Source organism: Alteribacter aurantiacus DSM 18675 (genome assembly GCF_000429705.1).
Classification (GTDB): Bacteria; Bacillota; Bacilli; order Bacillales; family Salisediminibacteriaceae; genus Alteribacter; species Alteribacter aurantiacus.
Window position 1 is genome coordinate 1,047,255 of the sequence record NZ_KE386941.1, and the last position, 19,601, is coordinate 1,066,855.

A 19,601-nucleotide genomic window follows, 5' to 3' on the forward strand; every position below is an offset into this window, starting at 1 on the left:
TTTCAGAGTGGTATTTAGTGGAAAGCGCCTTTTGCACTATGTTTAATGTAGCGATTAACGTTCCATTTTTCAAGGAGTTTCGGCAATAATTGTTGAATTCATAGGATTTCACTGTCTAATTTGACCTAATAAACAAGAAAAGTCCCGCTTTTCTTCTCTCTTTTTTTCCTTTTTGTTCTTCCTATCTTACCCTTATTTGCCGGTATATTAAAACATGCTTTATTTTCAGAGTGAATACTGGATAAGTTGTAGTAAACGTCATTGGGAGAGTAACTAGAAATGCCCTCGACACAATAAAGGCCGAGGGCAGCACCAGATTATTTTGTTAACGCATGTTCGACTTTTATACACCTGTCCATTATAACTCTCATTCCTGCATCTTTAGCAATTGAATATGCTTCTTCACTTTCTAATCCAAGCTGTGTCCAAAACACATCCGCTTCTACCTGTGCTGCTTCTTTAGCAACCTCTGGTAAATGTTCGCTTCTTCTGAAAACATTTATAATATCCACCGGTCCACTAAGTTCACTTAGTGAGTCTAATGAACGCTCTCCTAACACCTCTTGGCAATTCGGATTTACAGGAATAATTTTGTATCCTGCATCTTGCATCGCTTTAGACACTTGATATGATGTTCGTTCGGGGTTATCGGACAAACCGACAACAGCGATTGTTTTGGCTTTCTTTAGAATATCTCTTGTTTCTTCTCGTGTAGGATTATGCATGACTACAATCTCTCCTTATAGTTTGCCTATTTTTATCTTACCTTATCTTACCTTCTATTACCCTATGTTAACCGAGATACACTCACTTCACACGATCAAACCTTCTCACACTATTGAAAGCACATCTTTTGTGTAAAGAGTTAAAACACTCAAGAAGCACTTTTCTATTCAGATAAAAGCCCTTGTGATTGTAAAAATTCTCTGGCGATGTCTTCTGCATTTTCATCGCCTACTTCCACACGATGATTCATTTCCTGCATTTCTTCATCAGTAATTTGTCCACCTAGAACGTTTAACACATCCGCGATTTCAGGATACTGTTCTAAAATGTCCCGCCTAACTAAAGGTGCTCCTTGGTAAGGGGGAAACAGTGTCTCATCATCCTCCAAGACTGTCATATCATATTCAACGATATACCAGTCAGTTGCGTAAGCATCCATTAAATCAATATCACCAGATTCCAAAGCATGAGGTCTAAGACCCGCTTCCATTGTCACAACATCAAAATTTACACCGTACACGTCTTGAATTCCTAAGTATCCATCTTGCCGATCTGCAAATTCATGCGTGAATCCTGCTGTAAGCTCATTGTTGTAGCTTCTTAAGTCACTGATGGTTTCAACATCAAGTTCCTCTGCCAGCTCTGTCATCATCGCAATCGCATAGGTATTGTTAAAAGCCATAGGCTGAAGGAAGACCAAACCATATTCCTCTTCCATTCCATCACGTGCTATTTCAAACACTTCTTGTTCATCATTTTTTTCCAAATCCTCATCTAAAAAGGTCATAATCGCAGTACCGGCAAACTCAAGATAAATATCAATGTTACCAGACTGAATCGCGTTAAATACAAAATCTGTTTGCCCTAAGTTAGGTTCGAGGTCAACAACCAAATCTGTTTGATCCTCAATCAATAATTTGTGCATGTTAATGATAATTTCCGGCTCCGAACCGAGTTTCCCGCCTATTGTGATATCCGCTTGTTGCGGCCTGATCGCAAGAGGTACTGTAACGATCAGAATAGCTACAATCACGACCGATACAATTGGCATAATGGAGCGCCCACCTGACCTTTTTTCTGTAAATCGCAGGATGGCATCAAAAAAGAGGGCCAATAAAGCTGCAGGAATGGCTCCAAGAAGAATATACTCGTTATTCGACCTCGCGATACCAAGCATGATCAAATCTCCAAGTCCCCCTGCACCAATCAAGGCAGCAAGTGTAGCTGTTCCAACAATTAAAACCATTGAAGTGCGAATCCCAGCCATAATGACAGGCATTGCAATGGGTAATTCTACTTTATGAAGCCGCTTAAACGAGCTCATTCCCATTCCTCTTGCCGCTTCCACCAAAGAAGGATCTACCTCTCGTATTCCTGTATACGTATTACGAAGGATTGGAAGCAAAGCATAAGCGGTTAACGCAACAATCGCAGGCGTTGTCCCTATTCCGATTAGCGGTATCATAAAACCAAGTAAGGCTAAGCTCGGAATCGTTTGTAGCACGGCTGACGCACCGATAATCGGCTCAGCGACTTTTGTTTTCCTAGTCAGAATAATCCCAAGTGGCAAAGCAATGAAAACACTAAGCAATAAAGAGATGATGGATAGCTGGAGATGTTCCCATGTAGCTGTCCAAAGCATATCTTGCCTTGTTTGAAGAAGGGTCATGAAACTTTGAAAAGCTAAGATCATCCTCGTCTCCTCCCATCGTTACGGGAGTCATTTAAATAAACCATCACATCTTTAATGGTTACTGTACCAATCAAGGCGTTATTTTGATCCACTACGGGGAGAATCTCCCCCTCACATTTCCGGAATACGTCTACGACCTCGGCTATGGTGTAACTTTCCGGAATCGTATTCTCAAAATCAACCAAACGCCCACTTTTTGATCGCTTACCAAGAAATGTTTTTTCAGAGCCTGAATATACAAATTGAGTTTCGCCGACATTTGTATCCATTTTGCTTTTTTCAATTATGTAAGTTGAATTTTCCTTCATAACCTTCCTTACAGAATCAGACCAAGCGTCTTTGTATCCACTCAAGAATTCTTCTACAAAGGAATCTGCAGGATGATTCATGATGTTTTCAGGCGTGTCGATTTGGACAGAAGTACCATCTTTCATGACACAAATACGATTCCCGAGCATCAAGGCCTCATCCATATCATGGGTTACAAAAACGATTGTCTTTTTAATTTCTTTTTGGAGCTTCCCTATATCTCGTCGAAGCTGCTCTCGACTTAATGGGTCTAGCGCACTAAAAGGTTCATCCATGAGAATAATATCAGGGTCTCCCGCTAAAGCTCGAATAACACCAATTCGTTGTTGTTGGCCCCCAGAGAGTTCTTTTGGTTTTCGGTTTCGATACGTGGCTGGTTCCAATCCAACCATAGAAAGCAACTCATCAATTCTCTTATCGATGTCTTGCTTTTTCCACTTTTTCATTTCAGGAACAATCGCAATGTTTTCAGCTATTGTCATATGAGGGAAAAGAGCGATTTGCTGAAGAACATATCCAATGTTCCACCGAAGCTCTTGAATATCTTGAGATTCAATGTTTTTTCCGTTAATTTTAATGTTTCCTTCTGAAGGATCAATCAAGCGGTTAATCATTTTCATCGTCGTGGTTTTCCCACAACCACTTGGACCAATCAACACAAAAAATTCTCCCTTTTCAATAGTGAAATCAAGAGAATTGACAGCTTTCGTGCCGTCTTCAAACACTTTTGAAACAGCTGAGAACTCAATCATAGGCACACTTCCTTCTTCAATTAGTACGACAATTAGGCATAATATATTGTTAAAAAAGGCCATACTTAGTATTATATTTCACATCTTTATGTTTTTAAAACCTTAACTTACTAGTACGGTACGTGAAATATAACAAAAAACGTGCACCTCCATTGGGTACACGGCTTTGAGTCTTATTTATTGTTTTCAATTTTAACATCGTCCATCCATCGTCCAACATGCTCACTAGCTTCATTAAAGTGGGCTTGCCAGTTTGGAAGTATACCATTTGTCATTTCTGAAGCGGGGAGAACGCGATATTCTCTCCACCACTCTGTTCGATCAGTATAAACGGGAATAAAGACAGGGTCATCTACGATCGTAAATGAGGCTGGTCCTGCGACAACTTCTTTCACTGTTACTTGCGCCATTCCTCCTATTCGCCGTTCAACACCTTCTTGACCAGAAATAAAGTTTCCTAGTGAATAAGCGACAAAGACATCTCGTCCGTCACTTGTACGAAGCCATTCAAAGGGTTGTAGAACATGAGGATGGTGACCAAAAATGATATCAGCACCTGCTTCTGCAGCAATTGATGTAATGTTCGTTTGATATTCATTAGGAAAATCCGTGTATTCCTCTCCATAGTGAAGGTTAAGTACCACCACATCAGCCACCTCTTTTGCAGCTTTAATGTCAGACTCCATTTTGTTTTCATCAATTAATGAAATAAGATACTCTTTTCCATCAGGTACAGGCATACCATTTGTTCCATATGAGTATGACAAAAATGCAAACGAAATATTGTTTATGTCCACTTTTCGTAACGTAGCTTTGTCTTCCGAGGAACGATATGCTCCAACATAAGGCATATCAATATGATCTAAATGATCGAGCGTATTCATAACACCTTCTTCACCATAATCTAGTGTGTGATTATTCGCGAGGGTTAACATATCAAATCCCGCTTCTTTTAAGGCATTACCAACTTCTTTAGGGCTGTTAAATATTGGGTATCCAGATAGTCCTAAGCTCTCGCCTCCAAGCATTGTTTCTTGATTAGCTAGAGCATAATCAGCCTGTTGAATGATTGGACTTACATGCTCAAACATGGAGGTAAAATCAAATCCGCTGTCCGTTCTGGCATCACTGTAGATACTTCCCGAAATAAGCACATCACCGACACCTAATATGGTCACTTCATTTTTCACTGTAATTTCTCTATGTATTTTAATTTCGTCTCTAGTAAGTTGACTTTCATTTATCGTCACAAGGGATTCATTGCTTCCTTCAGCAGCTAGCTTAAAACCGAAAACGGTTGTAAGGATAACGACTCCTGAAATCAATGATGTTACTATTTTTTTCATTTTATAAACCTCTCATTCTACTCAATCATGTATATCATAACAAATTTATGTCTGTTTTGTAACGGTCTGTGACAATTTGATTACACCACAGGCCATTAAAGGCTTTTTTTTTCACAAATTTGCCATAGATGAGAACATATGATTTAAAATAAAAAGGAAGTGAAATTGTAAAAGAACATGTCTGAACACAAAAAGTCAAAGGCATTATATCGCCTTTGACTTTTTGTGATCCTCGTTATATGAACTTATTTACTTAGAGCGTATACATCGGAATACTTTTCCGTTAAATAATCAACTAAATACTGTCCATTGATTTCTTCCCCTGTGGTTTCTCTTAAAATATCTAGAGGAAGCTTGCTTTTACCATACTGGTGAACATTTTTAGTCATCCATTCTTTTATTGGTGAAAGATCTCCGTTTCTAAGGAGAACGTCAAAATCATCTTTCAAGTCCTTTTCAAGGGCACTCATCATTTGCGCTGCGTAGACATATCCAAGAGCGTATGAAGGGAAATAACCAAAAGCTCCACCGGACCAGTGTACGTCTTGAAGAACCCCTTCCCCGTCATGAGATGGTCTTACGCCTAAATATTCCTCCATCTTATCGTTCCATGCATGTGGTAAGTCTTTCACTTCCAGTTCACTATTAATTAATGCTTTTTCCAACTCATAACGCACGATGATGTGCAAAGCATACGTCATTTCATCAGCCTCAATACGGATTAATGAAGGTCCAGCTACATTAATCCCCTTGTAAAACGTGGCTAAATCTACATTGTCGAATTGACCGGATGAATATTCTTTTAAGAGGTCGTAGTTCTTTTCCCAGAACGCATAATGACGTCCTACGAAGTTTTCCCAAAATAAGGACTGAGATTCGTGAATGCCCATAGAAGTACCCGAGCATAGTGGTGTGCCAATTAGTTCTTCACTAATGTTTTGTTCATACAAAGCATGTCCACCTTCATGGATTGTGCCGAAGACCGCTGTTCTGAAATCAGCTTCGTCATATTTCGTTGTTACACGAACATCATTAGGGTTTAATCCTATAGCAAATGGATGAACTGTAGAGTCAAGACGTCCTGCATCAAAATCATACTTCATCTGATTTAAAACTGCTTTACTGAAACCCTCTTGTTTTTCCTTAGGGAAATGATGGAATAAAAAGTCGGTTTTAGGCTGATTCGTACTTTCCGTTACCGCTTTAACGAGAGGAACCAACTTCTCTCTTAGCTCTCCAAACACACGATCAAGGGTTTCTACTGTAAGGCCGGGCTCATAATCATCCAGAAGGGCATTGTATTTGTTCCCTTCATATCCAACCCACTCTACGTACTTTCTGTTGAAATTCACAATTTTTTCAAGATAAGGCTGGAACATGGAAAAGTCGGCCTTATCTTTTGCTTCTGGCCAAATGGACTCGGCATTTGATGTTAGAACGACATACTCTTGGTACTCATTTTCAGGTATATTCTTTTGTTTGTTGTAAGCTTTCTCGCATTCTTTAATTGAAGCGATGGTGACCTCATCAAGTGCAGTAAGGACCTGTTCATCGGATAATATATGTATGAACGTTTTCATTTCTTCAGATACAGACATTTGAAACACTTGTGAAGACAAAGTCCCTATCACTTCAGCTCGTTGCGATGCACCTTTTCTGGGGGCACCTGTTCGTAGGTCCCAAGCCAATAAACCAATGGCTTCATTATAATTCGACATCTTTTTAACGTAGTCTAAAAAGGCTTTTTCCGTTTCTTTAATGGATGTACTCAAGATGACTCAACTCCTTTTGATATAGCAATCCCTATACATTTCTATATAAGCAGTCATAGTCCTTCTTTTTTTTGCAAAAAAGGCTTTTGATCCTTATAATGGGGTAACGTTAGTCTATAAAAGATAGCAAGGGGGAAACCTGATGGACATGACGATTTCACCACGTGCAGCTTTATTATACAAACAGGAGATGAACTTAGAGGATTCCGACGCTCTAAGGCTATATGTTCGGGTAGGTGGCATTGGCTCTGGTGGATTTTCTGTTGGAGTTACAAAGGAACTACCCGAATCCCAAGAATACTCATTAGAAGTAGAAGGGATTACTTTTTACGTATCCCAAGATGACGAATGGTATTTTGACGGGATGGAAATTGATTTTAATGAAGATCGAGGAGAAGTACAGTTTTCCAATCCTAACATTGAGGATGTGACCAATCCCCATGCACAATAAAACGAGGCTGGGACAGAAGTGTTAACTTTGAATGAAAATCGCTTCAACTCTAAACACATTCTTTATGTCCCAGCCTCGTTCGTTTTTATTCCTCGTCTTTTGCTTTTTCCAATTGACTCTCCAACTTGTCAATTAAATCATGAGAATAATCGCCAAGCTCTCCACTCATCTCATAATTAACAGCTTGTTGTAGCTGGTTCTTTGCATCGTTCAGTGCTTGAGTGGCTGTTTCTAGCTGTTCAGGATTCATACTCATTGTTGCTTGTCCAACCATTTTTTGAGCAGCTTTAATTGCCATTTCAACTTGTTGGATATCGTTAAACGGTTCTGACATTATCAACACTCCCTTTTATTGTCCCATCATTTCACTTACTAAGTCTTCGTTCTCTTCAACCCATTCACGTGCAATTTCTTCTTCGTCTCCACCTTCTTCAATTTCGACGATCATTTCTTCAACATCTTGAATATCAATCGACCAATTTTCCAGGAATTCGTATGCTTCAGGCGCTTTTTCGGCTAAATCCTTGTTTACAACCACGTGCACTTCCGACGTGGCAAAGTAATCTTCATCACCTTCAAGAACTCTAAGGTCATAATCTACAAACATTGGATGCGGACGCCAGCCAAGAAACAGAATCGGTTCTTCAGATGATATATGACGTTGCACTTCTGTTAACATCCCCGATTCGCTTGAAGCCACATAATCCAAGTCCAAATCAAAGGACTGAATCATTTCTCTTGACGTTTCAGTCATTCCAGCCCCTTCTTCAATACCGAAGATACGATTGTCGAAAAGGTCTTCTTGGCCTTTCAAATCCTCGACTGTATTGATGTCATCAACGTACTCCGGTACAACCCAACCAAGTTCACCTTCTTCATAGCTCACTGAGATGCTCTCAATTGAATCCTCATATTGTTCCATGTAATCTTTGTGCATGTCAGGTAGCCAGGCATCCATAAATACATCTAGGTCGCCTCGAGATAAGCCTGTATAAACCGCGCCAGCGTCTGCCTCTTGTAATTCTACGGTGTATCCCATATCTTCTAGGATTTCCTTTGCAATGTACGTAGGTGGTATCGTGGATGTCCAATTGGTTACGCCTAACCTGATCGTTTCATCCCGGTCTTCTGCGACTTCTCCTTCGTCTTCTCCAGGGGAACTTTCTTCTGTTTCATCAAATTCTTCGTCAACTCCACAAGCAGCTATAGCCAACAGTACCGCTAAAACACTCATCCCAACTTTTTGGTATCTTTTCAATCTTATTCACTCCTTTTCCATAATAGACTACCTCTCAGGCTTTAATCCTTGTGTGATCCTGTCGAGAATGATGGCGAGAACAACAATTCCTAAACCACCAACAAGTCCTAGTCCCACATTCACACTTGAGATTCCCGAAAGAACGATCGATCCAAGGCCCGGTGCCCCAATCATTGCCGCAATAACCGCCATGGAAAGGGCAAGCATAATCGTTTGATTCACTCCTGCCATAATGGTTGGTAATGCGAGGGGAAGCTGAACTTTTACAAGCATTTGGCCAGATGTTGATCCAAATGCTCTAGCTGCTTCAACTACATCTCCCGGCACTTGACGAATACCTAGATTCGTTAACCTTACGCAAGGGGGAGTGGCAAAGACAAATGTTGAGATAACAGCGGGAACCCCACCTAAACCGAACAACAATATTGCCGGAATTAAATAAACAAAACTAGGTAATGTTTGCATGAAGTCGAGAACAGGCCTGACAATGCGTTGTACACTTTCTGATTTCGCACTCCATATTCCGATTGGTATGCCAATGACGATGGACAAAAAGGTAGCAACAAATATAATCGCAAGGGTTTGCATACCTTCCGCCCACAAATCAACCGATCCAAGGTATAGTAATCCAATCAAACTAAACAAGGCTACTCCTTTTCCTGCAACGTACCATGCCAAGGCTACTACAATGATCGTAAGAATTTCAGGTGGGATAACGGTTAATATCCAGTTTATCCACTCAAGAAGACTTCCAATCATGCCACCTATAGCATCAAAAAAAGGGCCAAGAGTAGGTATGAGCCAATCGTTAACAAAATCATTGGTCCACTCTTCAAGTGGCAAGTAAAAATAATTCATGTTTCATCCCCCCCAAGTTTAGGGTCTTCTATTGGAGTTGCCTCATCTAATTGCTTGTCGGAGTGATTCGTGACCTCTTTTCCTAGTCCCAGACCCGATAGTATGGAAACTCGTACGATGATACCTCTTAAACGTTCATTTTCTACCACTGCAATAGGATAGTTTGTTTCAGCAGCAACAGGAATCAACTCCTCAAGGGGAGTGTCTTTTTTTGCTATTCGATAATCTTGCCGTAAGTATTTGTCTAACGTGAGATCAAGATCTACCGCTTTAACGGCATCTTCAATTGTAAGCAAGCCTTTTAAAACGTTGCCTCGATCCACAACAAAAATACTAGAGATTCCTTTTTCTTTCATCCTCCGAACAGCGACTCGAGGACCATCCTTTGATGAAGTAACCACATCCGGTTTTTTCATAACGTTCTCTGCTACAAGTACTTTTGATCGATCAACATCTTGAACAAAGCTTGCCACGTAATCATTGGCAGGCTCTCTCATAATCTCTTCAGAAGTACCTATTTGCACGATAGCCCCGTCTTTCATAATGGCAATACGATCTCCCAATTTAAGGGCTTCATCAAGGTCATGGGTAATAAACAAAATCGTCTTATTAAGTTTATCCTGTAACTCCAATAGTTCATCTTGCATATCTTTTCGAATAAGTGGATCAAGAGCACTAAACGCTTCATCCATTAGAAGAATATCCGAGTCTGTGGCCAACGCTCTCGCAAGACCGACTCGTTGTTGCATACCTCCGCTCAACTCTTCGGGATAACTATTTTCATAACCGGCTAGCCCTACTGCATGAATCGCTTCTTTAGCTTTTTCTTCTCGTTCTTTTGTATCAATCCCTTGAATCTCCAATCCATACTCGACATTTTTTTGAATGGTACGGTGAGGCAGGAGTGCGAAACGTTGAAAAACCATTCCTAATTTTGCTCTTCTCGTTTCAATTAACGATTTTGTATTCATTTTTGTTATGTCTTCTCCGTCAATCAAAACAGAGCCTGAAGTTGGGTCGATGAGCCGGTTTACTAGCCTGATTAAAGTCGATTTCCCGCTTCCAGAGAGACCCATGATGACGAAAAATTCCCCTGCATTCACATCAAATGTGGCTTGGTTCACTCCGACAGTGTTGCCGGACTCTTTTAGGATTGCATCTTTTGATTTACCTTCCTTTAGAAGGGACACACCTTTTTTCGGGCTTGGTCCAAAAACCTTCGTTAAGTTTCGTACCTCGATTTTTTTCATAGATGTACTCCTTTACCAAATTACAAATCACCTTCCTTTACTGTTTACCATTTTCTGTTTTTCATTCATCATTAACCAATAAGGGATAGGGCAACACGACTCATACAAATACTTGTTCTGGCTCTTGGTTAGCTTGAAACATTTCTAGCCAAAGAGTATTAAACGTCATAAAACATAAAAAACCGCCACTTCATTGAAGTGGCGGCATCATTGGTTATCGTTTTGGTGGACGAGGTCCCCAGAATTGATAGAAATCCGTTTTTATATTCCCATTGTATAACTTTCGTTTTTTCGTTGCCTTTTTACCGTAGAAAAGCTCAAATTTCTCATGTGAAGTAATCATATAAACCGACCATGTTGGCAAGTACTCTCGATAAACTTCACCGATATCTTTATAGAGCTTTTCAACTTCTTTTAACTCATTCATTCTTTCTCCGTACGGAGGGTTTCCTAGGATCACACCGTACTCCTGCTTTGAGCGAAGGTCCTTTGCTTGCATTTGCTTGAATTTGATTTGGTCCGGGAAACCTGCCTCCATCGCATTGTTGGTGGCAAGGTCTATCATTTTGTGATCGATATCTGTTCCGAATATCTGAAGGGGTTGATCATACTTTGCTAAATCTTCCGCTTCTTCGTGGGCTTTTGCAACCCATTTCTTCTCATACCAATCCCAGCCTTCAAAAGCAAATTCACGGTTAATACCAGGAGCGATGTTCTGACCAATCATAGCTGCTTCGATGGGAATGGTTCCTGATCCACAAAAAGGATCAATAAAGGGTTTGTCAGGATGCCAATTCGTTAGATAAATTAAAGCGGCTGCGAGTGTTTCTTTTAAAGGCGCTTCATTATGTAGATACCTATATCCCCGTTTGTGAAGCCCTGTTCCACTTGTATCAATCGTTAACGTAGCAACATCTTTTAGCAAGGCCACCTCAATACGATGAAACCCACCTGTTTCATCGAACCAATCTTTTTTATATGCCTGCTTCATTTTCTCAACTACAGCTTTTTTCACAATAGCTTGACAGTCAGGTACGCTATACAACCCTGACTTGACAGAACGTCCTATAACAGGGAATTCTGCTGTTTCAGGAAGAAAGTCTGGCCAAGGCAACGCTTTTGTTTTTTCGAATAACTCTTCAAAACTGGTTGCTTTAAATTGCCCGACCTGAATTTTAACTCGATCGGCTGTGCGAAGCCATAGATTAGCTCTTGCAATGCCCTGCATATCCGATGTAAACATCACTTTTCCGTTTTCTACAGTTACATCTTCAAATCCAAGATCTCGCACTTCTTTTGCAACAATGGCTTCTAGTCCCATAGCTGCAGTTGCAATAAGGGTTAGTTTTCCACTCATGCTTATCCGCCCTTCCTTATGTATCGTTATTGTTTCTCATCATCTTGATTAAAATTATTGGCACATTCTCATGTTAAAAACCATGTACTACAATTAAAATATCGGATACCTATACAAAAAACCCCGCGAACACGAAGCTCGAGGAGTTATCATTTCATAACAATGCGCCCAATGCGCTCTGTAAGCCATGTTCTGTTCCATCGTACTGCAAACGGGCCAAAGCCCTCGTACTCCGGTGGTAACCATCTGTCTCCAAATGAGTCAAGCTCATCTGGCCCCTTCTCCGTTCAATTCCTTCAAAGGGATGCCCCTACCATATTTTTGGGTTTCTCGCTCGTGGGGTTTACCGCGTTCCACTCTGATCATTTCTAATCAGACTTCGTCACTGTGGCACTTTCAAGGGTACTAAACCATATCTAAAAGACGTAGGTCGTTTCCCTGCCGTTAGCCTTCAATGAGGCTACCTTGACTTATGAATTGGTCAAGCACGATCACTACAGTCATCGCAGACTGTGCGAGCATGGACTTTCCTCTGCACGTTCAAGACGCACAGCGATTACCCGAGGCAACAAACACATTGTTATGTTAATCATTTTTTAACGCAAAAAATAGTATAACATGGATTCATACCGGATATCAATAGGCGTTAATCATTTGCTTAATCATTCATTTTTATCGCTCGTTTTGACAATACATCTGCTTCTTTGTTTTGTTTACTTGGAATCCATTTCACAAAGCAGTAGTCAAAGTGATCGTTAATGATGGCCAATGCTTTCGCTAGATATACATTGAATTCATCTCGTTTGACGTACTGCTTATCAACGGCATCCGCAACAATTTGTGAATCCGTTCGCAGAGAAACAATAGAAAATCCATGAGCGGCGCATATTTTTAAAGCTTCAACTAACGCACAGAATTCGGCATGGTGATTTGTAAGATTCCCCAATGGAATCGACTTTTTTATCACATAGCCTTCCCCTTTGATATACACACCAGCGCCAGACGGGCCAGGATTTCCCGCACTCGCTCCGTCAATATACACTTCGACCAACAGTCATTCTCCTTTACTCTTCGTTTAACTTGCTTCCGAAGACGTGCTTTTCCAAGTTTGAGAGGCGTCTTAAGATATCATAATTGGTATGACCACCTGTATTTGACTGGACTGGCTGTGGAGTAACAGGCTGATGGCGCTTCGTTTGTTCATCTACGACCGACGGTTCTTTTTTCGTTCTTTCCATCTCTTTTTCAAGGAACTGAATACGCTTTTCATACGCATCATAATCTTTAATGATCTGATCCAAAAATTGATCAACTTCATCTTGACTGTATCCTCGAATGCTTGTCTTAAAATCCTTTTCGAGAATTTCCTTTGGTGTTAAACGGGCAACCTTCTTTTGCATTGCGTTCACCTCATATTTACTGTACGAATAATGTACTTATTTTTACAAAAAGTTGTGCTCTTGTCAATTCAAAGTTTTAAATATCATAAACCGCGGGTACCAAATAGTCAGCTCCACTCGTCTTGCTGGTCTCTGACAGACTCTTCAATGTCATCTGGTGTTAGAAAGAAGAGTGGGTAATCGGTCGCTTCATGCTTTTTGTTTGCATACGATAAATAATAGTCGGGAGAACCGGGAGTGAATTCATCATATAAAACAAGAAAAGCATGGCTTTTTTCAATAATAAACTGGTTCTTCATCCTGAGTTGTGCAGGGTTTTCGTATGGCCGTTTTGTAATGTATTCTGTAAAATCACTGCTACCCCAAATCATTTCGTATGAACGTTTCCAAACATCTTTCCACCGCTCTTCTTGTTCATAAAAAGGAGCAAGAGTGGCGAGTTTCAAGTCAGGGTAGTCAGCCTTTAATTCAAGGAGGGCTTCCGCCATCCAGAGTTCTACTCCCGGTTGACCACTTTGGATAAGCCATTTAAAGTCGATCTCTTCTTTTAAAGCTCGGAGCTTTTGCTTGATCGCTTCTTTTAGGTAAGGAAGATGAGGGTGTTTCTCATCAAAAATTCCCAATTCATTTGGTTTGTATCCGGTCACAGCTAATACTTCATACATACTATTGCACGTCCCTTTCACTGTCTAGTCTATCATAGCTTTCACGATGGAAATACGTGAAATTATAAAAAGAAATGACTTCATCATCATTCTTTTAGTGTAGGGCTACTGGATAACAGGATGATACCAATCCATTTCATTATTTCAGGGCTTGTCCATTATTGTCATTAGAATGAGTTGATATTTATAAACAAATAAATTCCACTATTGCTACGCTTATTTTAAAATGGACGAAAAAGGTTGGAGAGATGATGAAAACAAGATTTACTTTTTAACGATTCAAATCAATAAAAAGCCCGACACGAATTTCTTCGTGTCGGTAACATCATAAAACGTAAACTTAACGCCCGCATTTTCCGCCTTTGCCGTAACCATTCATCTGAGCGCCCGCTACTTGACCAGGAAAGCCCATGTTTGGCTGTGCTTGAGCGCCCGCTACTTGACCAGGAAAGCCCATGTTCGGCTGCGCTTGAGCACCCGCTACTTGACCGTTAAAGCCCATATTTGGCTGCGCTTGAGCGCCCGCTACTTGACCTGGGAATCCCATGTTTGGTCCCATTTGTGCCCCTGCTACTTGCTGGCCTGGACCACCTTGGAAGTGTTGATGAGATACTTGATCCACCTGAGAAAACGTTTGTGGGTACGTGTGGATATGCTTATATAAGTGGTGTGCTACATTAGTCGTGTGAGTTGGGTGCACCTCTGGAACAATGTACTCACAACACTGGTGTGTCATTTGTTGCTTCGTTGGGTGAATTTGAGCTGGCATCACTTGACAATGACGACGTGGTCTTTGTTGCTTAAACATAAGTTGTATTCCTCCTTTTTGATTCGGTACACTATCAACCTATGTCAAACAAGGTGTACATGTACTAGTTATAAGACCTAATTTTATGATATTTATCCTTGAACAGGGGCCCTGTTTGAACAAAATCAGAAGTGGCTTAATCCCGAACACTTTATTTGCAAGTCACCTGTGATGCAGATCAGTAACAATTTATCGTTTTTCAAAAACAAAAAAGCCGATTCAGAAAAGGCCCGACGCCCTTTCTGAATCAGCTTTTAAAGTGTCAAAAACGGAAACTGAACAGCTCCGTCTTTTGCTTCTGTCATAAACCAAACCGTCATCCCAATTACAGCAAAAAACATTAACAAAATCATCGTTCTCATTCACTTACTCCCTCACTTTAAAACGGATACATTAGTTATTGTAAAAATATTCTTAAGTAATTTCAACTACTTTTTTGCAGAAATTTTCTTTTTTCGTCGAAATTAGACATATTTGCAAATAAAATTATGGACATAATGAAAAATAACTCTAAAAAAAGGGTTTTTTGCGCTCTCCCGGGAAATAGTTAACCAGGTTTATTTCCCGATTTTTAAGGGAACTGATAGTAAAATAAAACACAATCAAGGGGGCTCTTATCAATGCCAAAAGTAGAAGTTCCAGGTTACGAACCTTTTGAAACACCGGAAGGTACGAAGCTTGTATTAGCACTTGAAGACAACGGAATCGATGTTCTCCATCGTTGTGGCGGGAAAGCCAAATGCACGACATGTCGAGTTGAAGTACATGTTGGTGATTTCCCTCCTCCCGAAGAAGCTGAGCTTGCAAAGTCTCTCGAAGAAGGATGCCGGTTATCTTGTCAAATTCGAGTTGCATCCGATGTTAAAGTAACCCCGAAGATGACAGTCTCCTCTACAGGAATGGATCCGGGCCCACGGCCGGAAAAATAAGAGTCAGGACCGTAGAACAGGGTTTCTACGGTCCTTTGTTATCTCCTGTAACTGACCGTATGTCGTAATACCTCGCTTTTTCAATTCTTCAACCAAGATCATGAATACTTCAGCCGTCATATGAGCGTCGTTAAGAGCGTGGTGTCTTTCCCTCACTTCAACACCTAACCTCTTAATAACACGATCAAGGTTATTTTTTTGATTAGGAAAGACATAATTGGCAATTTCATAAGCATCAATGTAGTATGGGGAAAACTTTTTAATTCCCCATTTTCTTGAAAGCTCTTGCAAAAACGTGATATCAAAACTCGCAGGATAAGCCACCAGAACAGTATTGGACATAAATTGCACAAACCTGAAAAAGCCAATTAAGAAAGGTTCACCTGCCTTTATCTCCTTTGATGTTAGTCCCGTCAGTTTCATTACATCATCAGATACAGGTTTAAAAGGGCGTACGACTTCGTAAAAGTGTTCAGGGAAGCGAATGTGATTGACATTCACCTTCATCGCTCCAATTGAGATCACTTCATCACCCATACGAGGAAAGAAGCCGGTTGTTTCCAGATCGAATACTGTATATGTGAGATCTTCTAGAGAGACATCATCAATATTTCCTTCCGGTTCAATGTCATGGAGCTCTTCAACCAAAGCCTCATATAAGGCCCGGTTCTTCATAATCCACCCTCTCTTCATGGAGTGAAAGAGATGAACATCCAGCATAATGTATCTTAAATAATGGAGAACAGATACTTGCATATTACAACCCTCTGTTCCTTGCAAAGCTCAGTTCGCTCATTTGTTGCATACGCTTCGCTACCATTAATGCTTCTTTTAGCTGTCTTCGTTGGTCTTTGGTCAACGTATGAGGAGCCAATTCATTCGTAAGAGGCTTGTCCAGCCTTAGTTGAATCAAGTTTTCTTGGATTCTTAATTGATACAAATAGTCGAGAGCCAACTTCGCATTTTTCGCATCTCTCGGGTGAAACACTTCGTCTTTACTCAAAACATGCAACCTCTTGAGTGTACTCACTTCATCGACGCCATAACGTATTGCAAAGATTCGGATCCCGTTTACAATCTGCATAATGGCCGCCTTTTTCAAATCTATGGTCCGAGCTTTTCCTTTAGTACTAATTCGCCCGAATGCTTGTATTGGAACACGAAAGCGTATCGTGTCTTTCATTAACATAGCATGAAGGATTTTCGCTTTTTGGATCGGTTCCGTGATGCGTTCACGCAGCTTCTCAGATAAAGAGAAATCACCGAATAAGGGTCTGTAGTCAATAAAAATGGTAAAATCCCTTACTTCTTGTGAATCCGTTTCCCGAAGCCAGCGGAAAACCTCCCGCTCCCATTGATCAATACTTCTTCGCCATTTTGATTCTTTCGCCATTATTCCCCCTGTACATTCAGGAAACCCACAGGAAACGAGACCTTCATTTATCTTTTCAGCAAAACGCTTGAAGTACGATTCTACATGTTCGCGATTTTGTAAATGCTCATAGTTATCAAGAATAAAACCGTTGTCTTGATCTGTACTAAAGGCTTGCTCTCCCCTACCTTGACTTCCCATTACGATAAAGCAATAGTTGACCGGTGGAGAGCCTAACCCTTCCCTTTTCATGCCTTTTAAAGCTGAACGTATCACTTGGATATGAATTTGATCATTGTATTTGGATATAAATTCGCTCATTTCGGTCCCATACGTATGCTCACTTAAAAGCTCTTCTGTAAAGGATAGGAATGATTCATTTTGTTTAGGTGACAGTTTTGCTAATTCATCCATGTTTTTAGCATGGTTCACATTGTAGTAAAGGTTTAAGTATTCGGATTCGTGAAGACGCAAAAAAGATTCAGCCGTTAAGATGCCTACTACTTTTTCTCCATTCAAAACGGGAACCAAATGGATCCGGTCGTCTTTAAAATATGTAAGTACTTCATAACTAAACGCGTCCGCTTGCGTTGACACGGGGTCACTAATCATCCATTTAGCTACACGATCTTCCGGCTTCCCGTGGCTTAAACCTTTTAACAGCTCCGTTTGTGTGATTGTCCCTTTTAAATGGTGATCGTGATCAACAACGGTTAACCCTTGCCCCCCCCAATCACCAAGTGTTTTAGCCGCTTGTAGAATGGATTGATCTTTATAAATAAATCTAGGCTTATCCATAATGGTATGAACCCTTGTTTTATATAGGGCAATGTTTTCCGTACTCGTTGATTCGGCACCTTTCTTCATTTCATCATAAAGAGATTTCATACGTTGGCCGATCCCACTAAGAATCGTATCAGAAAACGCCGTGTTTTCAGTCATCACCTTAAGTAAAGCACTCTTCTTTAGTTTGACCGATTCGCAATCTTCTAAAGCCTGGACAGAAAAGTTCATTTCTCCACCTGACAAGAGGATCATTAATCCAATCAAGTCTCCTGGATAATAGAAACGTACCGAAAACTGCTTTCCGTCTTCGCGATGAAGAACGTTCTTAGCCAATCCCTTTAATAAGAAGTATACTTCTACTTCTTCTTCATCTTCATGGAAAATAAACTCGTTTTCCTGGAAGGATTGACGAGTCGATTCGGTCACAACCGTTTCAAATTGCTCATCTGTTAACAATTGAAAAGGAAATGCTTTACGCATAATTTCTATATAAGAACGTTCTTCAATCACGGAACCCACTCCTTTTATCAAGCTTTGTTTCAAGCCGTGTTTTTCTTTTTACAAGCGTATCAATTTTAGGCTTAGCTGTCCGTAGCATTCTAGCTACTCGTTTTTCAACTTCAATTGCACGAGCCGTATAGTAGAGTGCCTTTTGATAGTCTTTCTCTACGTGTTCTGTTAATTTTGCCAATTCTTCATACGCTTCTCTCATTGCTCTTGTTTCATCATTGAACTTAATGCTCTCTTCATAATACCTCTTTGCGTTTTGAAGGTCTTTTTGCTTTTTGTAAAGGTGGCCAAGTTTCACAGAAGCTTCTTGTTCTTTTGTTTTCAACGCCTCTTTATAGTGCACGAAAGCATGATCGTGGTTTTTCGCCTGTTCAAACCACCTACCCATCTGCAAATGTTCTTCCCCATGGGACAGACCTGGTTCCATATGCAATAGCCTTTTGGAAATCTGGGTAAACAAAACGATGAGACTAAGGACGTCCCATTCGTGGTGCTTAACAATCCCTTCTAGCTCTTCTGGGTCTTGATGATTCAAATACTCAAAATAAAGGATTGGGGCCAAGCTTCCTGGCGTCTCGTTTACTCGCTTAACAGAAAGTTTTTCTTCTTCAACAATGGAAAGACGACAAGATGGAAGCTCATTTTTCCAAAGGCGACGAGCTGCATGTAAAAGATCGAAATGTCCAAAAAGTGGAAGATTCGGAACCTCATTTCTCACGAAGGCGTGGCGTGATTTCACGTGCGGCCAATCAAAAGCTTTCCCGTTGTAACTAACAAGTTGATTATCTTTTTCAAAATCAGTTAAGAAACCATGGAAAAATGACGCTTCACTTTCGGGCCCTGGCATAAAATGCTGAACGACTTCAACACGATCTTCTTTTATCCTTGAATACCCCATCAGAAAGATCGATGTACCCGCGCCGCTAGAAAGTCCTGTAGTCTCTGTATCAAAGAATAAAAGATCACCAACATCAATTCCCTTTAATGATAGAGGATGTTCTCCTTTTATACGTTGCCATTCTTCATGCACATCAAAGATCTCAGAAAATGCACTGCTCCCATGCTTGTAGGCAAGTGGGTATGTACGTTTTCGAATCAATGAATATTCCCCTTCGAAAGAGTGGAGACGAAACCCCATCCTGTTCCATTTATCTTCGTGAGGAAAAGGAAAAGTTGAGTCGGAATGAACCTTTGGGCGCTCCAAGGATGGTAACTCTCTATTAGAGGTTTCCGTATTCATATACCCTTTCATACGTTGTAACTTTCCTTTTACACTCACATCATTCACGCTCCTCATCCTATCTCGTTCTATTGTAAATCAAAACAGATGAATAGAAAACCACCATCACTTTTCATACT

General features: G+C 40.5%; 19 protein-coding genes and 1 other RNA gene. 2 read left to right on the plus strand and 18 right to left on the minus strand.

Translation table 11 applies throughout. The features are described from left to right. Positions 1–317: 317 nt before the first annotated feature. The 5 genes from G476_RS0108505 to G476_RS0108525 all read right to left on the minus strand — a co-directional run bounded on the left by G476_RS0108505 (position 318) and on the right by G476_RS0108525 (position 6,598). The gene (locus tag G476_RS0108505) at positions 318–725 is read right to left on the minus strand and encodes a CoA-binding protein (protein WP_035186304.1); all 408 of its coding nucleotides are present in this window, start codon (positions 723–725) and stop codon (positions 318–320) included. Positions 726–889: 164 nt separating this feature from the next. Continuing rightward, entirely contained in the window at positions 890–2,419 is a 1,530-nt protein-coding gene (locus G476_RS0108510; protein ID WP_051314720.1) for an ABC transporter permease/substrate-binding protein, read from the minus strand. Beyond that, a complete protein-coding gene (locus tag G476_RS0108515; protein ID WP_026689724.1) occupies positions 2,416–3,480 on the minus strand; it encodes an ABC transporter ATP-binding protein in 1,065 nt (354 codons plus the stop codon). Before G476_RS0108515 ends, G476_RS0108510 begins: the two co-directional genes overlap by 4 nt. Positions 3,481–3,653: 173 nt before the next feature. Next, positions 3,654–4,826, minus strand: a complete 1,173-nt coding sequence (locus G476_RS21580; RefSeq protein WP_035186306.1) for a CapA family protein — start codon at positions 4,824–4,826, stop codon at positions 3,654–3,656. Positions 4,827–5,071: 245 nt separating this feature from the next. Continuing rightward, positions 5,072–6,598 carry a carboxypeptidase M32 gene (locus tag G476_RS0108525; protein WP_026689725.1) on the minus strand — a complete coding sequence of 509 codons (1,527 nt, stop codon included), beginning with the start codon at positions 6,596–6,598 and terminating at the stop codon, positions 5,072–5,074. A 142-nt stretch (positions 6,599–6,740) separates the two neighbouring features. Here G476_RS0108525 and G476_RS0108530 point away from each other — a divergent pair, with 142 nt between their 5' ends. Continuing rightward, the gene (locus G476_RS0108530; protein WP_035186308.1) at positions 6,741–7,049 is read left to right on the plus strand and encodes a HesB/YadR/YfhF family protein; all 309 of its coding nucleotides are present in this window, start codon (positions 6,741–6,743) and stop codon (positions 7,047–7,049) included. An 85-nt stretch (positions 7,050–7,134) separates the two neighbouring features. Here the strand turns inward: G476_RS0108530 and G476_RS0108535 are convergent, their stop codons facing one another. The 10 genes from G476_RS0108535 to G476_RS23275 form a co-directional block, all read right to left on the minus strand. After that, complete coding sequence (locus tag G476_RS0108535; protein ID WP_026689727.1) at positions 7,135–7,383, minus strand: DUF2564 family protein; 249 nt, start codon at positions 7,381–7,383, stop codon at positions 7,135–7,137. Between the two features lie 15 nt (positions 7,384–7,398). After that, the gene (locus G476_RS0108540; protein ID WP_026689728.1) at positions 7,399–8,307 is read right to left on the minus strand and encodes a glycine betaine ABC transporter substrate-binding protein; all 909 of its coding nucleotides are present in this window, start codon (positions 8,305–8,307) and stop codon (positions 7,399–7,401) included. A 27-nt stretch (positions 8,308–8,334) separates the two neighbouring features. Then, positions 8,335–9,165 (minus strand): ABC transporter permease, encoded by an 831-nt coding sequence (locus tag G476_RS0108545; RefSeq protein ID WP_026689729.1) that lies wholly within the window; start codon positions 9,163–9,165, stop codon positions 8,335–8,337. Beyond that, positions 9,162–10,415, minus strand: a complete 1,254-nt coding sequence (locus G476_RS21585) for a quaternary amine ABC transporter ATP-binding protein (RefSeq protein WP_051314721.1) — start codon at positions 10,413–10,415, stop codon at positions 9,162–9,164. The genes G476_RS0108545 and G476_RS21585 overlap by 4 nt, the downstream gene beginning before the upstream one ends. Before the next feature lie 214 nt (positions 10,416–10,629). Then, entirely contained in the window at positions 10,630–11,772 is a 1,143-nt protein-coding gene (locus G476_RS0108555) for a THUMP domain-containing class I SAM-dependent RNA methyltransferase (protein ID WP_035186311.1), read from the minus strand. A 176-nt stretch (positions 11,773–11,948) separates the two neighbouring features. After that, positions 11,949–12,340, minus strand: an RNA gene (gene rnpB / locus G476_RS23270) — RNase P RNA component class B. Between the two features lie 90 nt (positions 12,341–12,430). Then, positions 12,431–12,823 (minus strand): reverse transcriptase-like protein, encoded by a 393-nt coding sequence (locus G476_RS0108560; RefSeq protein ID WP_026689731.1) that lies wholly within the window; start codon positions 12,821–12,823, stop codon positions 12,431–12,433. A 13-nt stretch (positions 12,824–12,836) separates the two neighbouring features. Further along, on the minus strand, positions 12,837–13,172 hold the full coding sequence (gene gpsB, locus G476_RS0108565) for a cell division regulator GpsB (protein ID WP_026689732.1): 336 nt from the start codon (positions 13,170–13,172) through the stop codon (positions 12,837–12,839). Between the two features lie 107 nt (positions 13,173–13,279). Beyond that, on the minus strand, positions 13,280–13,837 hold the full coding sequence (locus G476_RS0108570; RefSeq protein ID WP_026689733.1) for an SLOG family protein: 558 nt from the start codon (positions 13,835–13,837) through the stop codon (positions 13,280–13,282). 340 nt (positions 13,838–14,177) lie between these two features. Further along, positions 14,178–14,645, minus strand: a complete 468-nt coding sequence (locus G476_RS23275; RefSeq protein WP_035186313.1) for a spore coat protein — start codon at positions 14,643–14,645, stop codon at positions 14,178–14,180. Positions 14,646–15,265: 620 nt separating this feature from the next. Between G476_RS23275 and G476_RS0108585 the strand changes: the two genes are divergently transcribed. Next, positions 15,266–15,574 carry a 2Fe-2S iron-sulfur cluster-binding protein gene (locus G476_RS0108585; protein ID WP_026689734.1) on the plus strand — a complete coding sequence of 103 codons (309 nt, stop codon included), beginning with the start codon at positions 15,266–15,268 and terminating at the stop codon, positions 15,572–15,574. 3 nt (positions 15,575–15,577) lie between these two features. Here the strand turns inward: G476_RS0108585 and G476_RS22845 are convergent, their stop codons facing one another. The 3 genes from G476_RS22845 to G476_RS0108600 are packed head-to-tail and all read right to left on the minus strand — an operon-like array spanning position 15,578 to position 19,341. Continuing rightward, a complete protein-coding gene (locus G476_RS22845; protein WP_051314722.1) occupies positions 15,578–16,330 on the minus strand; it encodes a 3'-5' exonuclease in 753 nt (250 codons plus the stop codon). 1 nt (position 16,331) lies between these two features. Continuing rightward, positions 16,332–18,242, minus strand: a complete 1,911-nt coding sequence (locus tag G476_RS0108595) for a DUF294 nucleotidyltransferase-like domain-containing protein (RefSeq protein WP_026689735.1) — start codon at positions 18,240–18,242, stop codon at positions 16,332–16,334. Continuing rightward, on the minus strand, positions 18,235–19,341 hold the full coding sequence (locus G476_RS0108600; RefSeq protein ID WP_169720882.1) for a ribonuclease H-like domain-containing protein: 1,107 nt from the start codon (positions 19,339–19,341) through the stop codon (positions 18,235–18,237). Before G476_RS0108600 ends, G476_RS0108595 begins: the two co-directional genes overlap by 8 nt. Between the last annotated feature and the right edge of the window lie 260 nt (positions 19,342–19,601).

Bases quoted from the DNA above. Each gene is read 5' to 3' on its own strand.
- G476_RS0108505 (WP_035186304.1), bottom strand. From the start codon at position 725: ATGCATAATCCTACACGAGAAGAAACAAGAGATATTCTAAAGAAAGCC.
- G476_RS0108510 (WP_051314720.1), bottom strand. From the start codon at position 2,419: ATGATCTTAGCTTTTCAAAGTTTCATGACCCTTCTTCAAACAAGGCAA.
- G476_RS0108515 (WP_026689724.1), bottom strand. From the start codon at position 3,480: ATGATTGAGTTCTCAGCTGTTTCAAAAGTGTTTGAAGACGGCACGAAA.
- G476_RS21580 (WP_035186306.1), bottom strand. From the start codon at position 4,826: ATGAAAAAAATAGTAACATCATTGATTTCAGGAGTCGTTATCCTTACA.
- G476_RS0108530 (WP_035186308.1), top strand. From the start codon at position 6,741: ATGGACATGACGATTTCACCACGTGCAGCTTTATTATACAAACAGGAG.
- G476_RS0108535 (WP_026689727.1), bottom strand. From the start codon at position 7,383: ATGTCAGAACCGTTTAACGATATCCAACAAGTTGAAATGGCAATTAAA.
- G476_RS0108545 (WP_026689729.1), bottom strand. From the start codon at position 9,165: ATGAATTATTTTTACTTGCCACTTGAAGAGTGGACCAATGATTTTGTT.
- G476_RS21585 (WP_051314721.1), bottom strand. From the start codon at position 10,415: ATGAAAAAAATCGAGGTACGAAACTTAACGAAGGTTTTTGGACCAAGC.
- G476_RS0108555 (WP_035186311.1), bottom strand. From the start codon at position 11,772: ATGAGTGGAAAACTAACCCTTATTGCAACTGCAGCTATGGGACTAGAA.
- gpsB (WP_026689732.1), bottom strand. From the start codon at position 13,172: ATGCAAAAGAAGGTTGCCCGTTTAACACCAAAGGAAATTCTCGAAAAG.
- G476_RS0108570 (WP_026689733.1), bottom strand. From the start codon at position 13,837: ATGTATGAAGTATTAGCTGTGACCGGATACAAACCAAATGAATTGGGA.
- G476_RS23275 (WP_035186313.1), bottom strand. From the start codon at position 14,645: ATGTTTAAGCAACAAAGACCACGTCGTCATTGTCAAGTGATGCCAGCT.
- G476_RS0108585 (WP_026689734.1), top strand. From the start codon at position 15,266: ATGCCAAAAGTAGAAGTTCCAGGTTACGAACCTTTTGAAACACCGGAA.
- G476_RS22845 (WP_051314722.1), bottom strand. From the start codon at position 16,330: ATGCAAGTATCTGTTCTCCATTATTTAAGATACATTATGCTGGATGTT.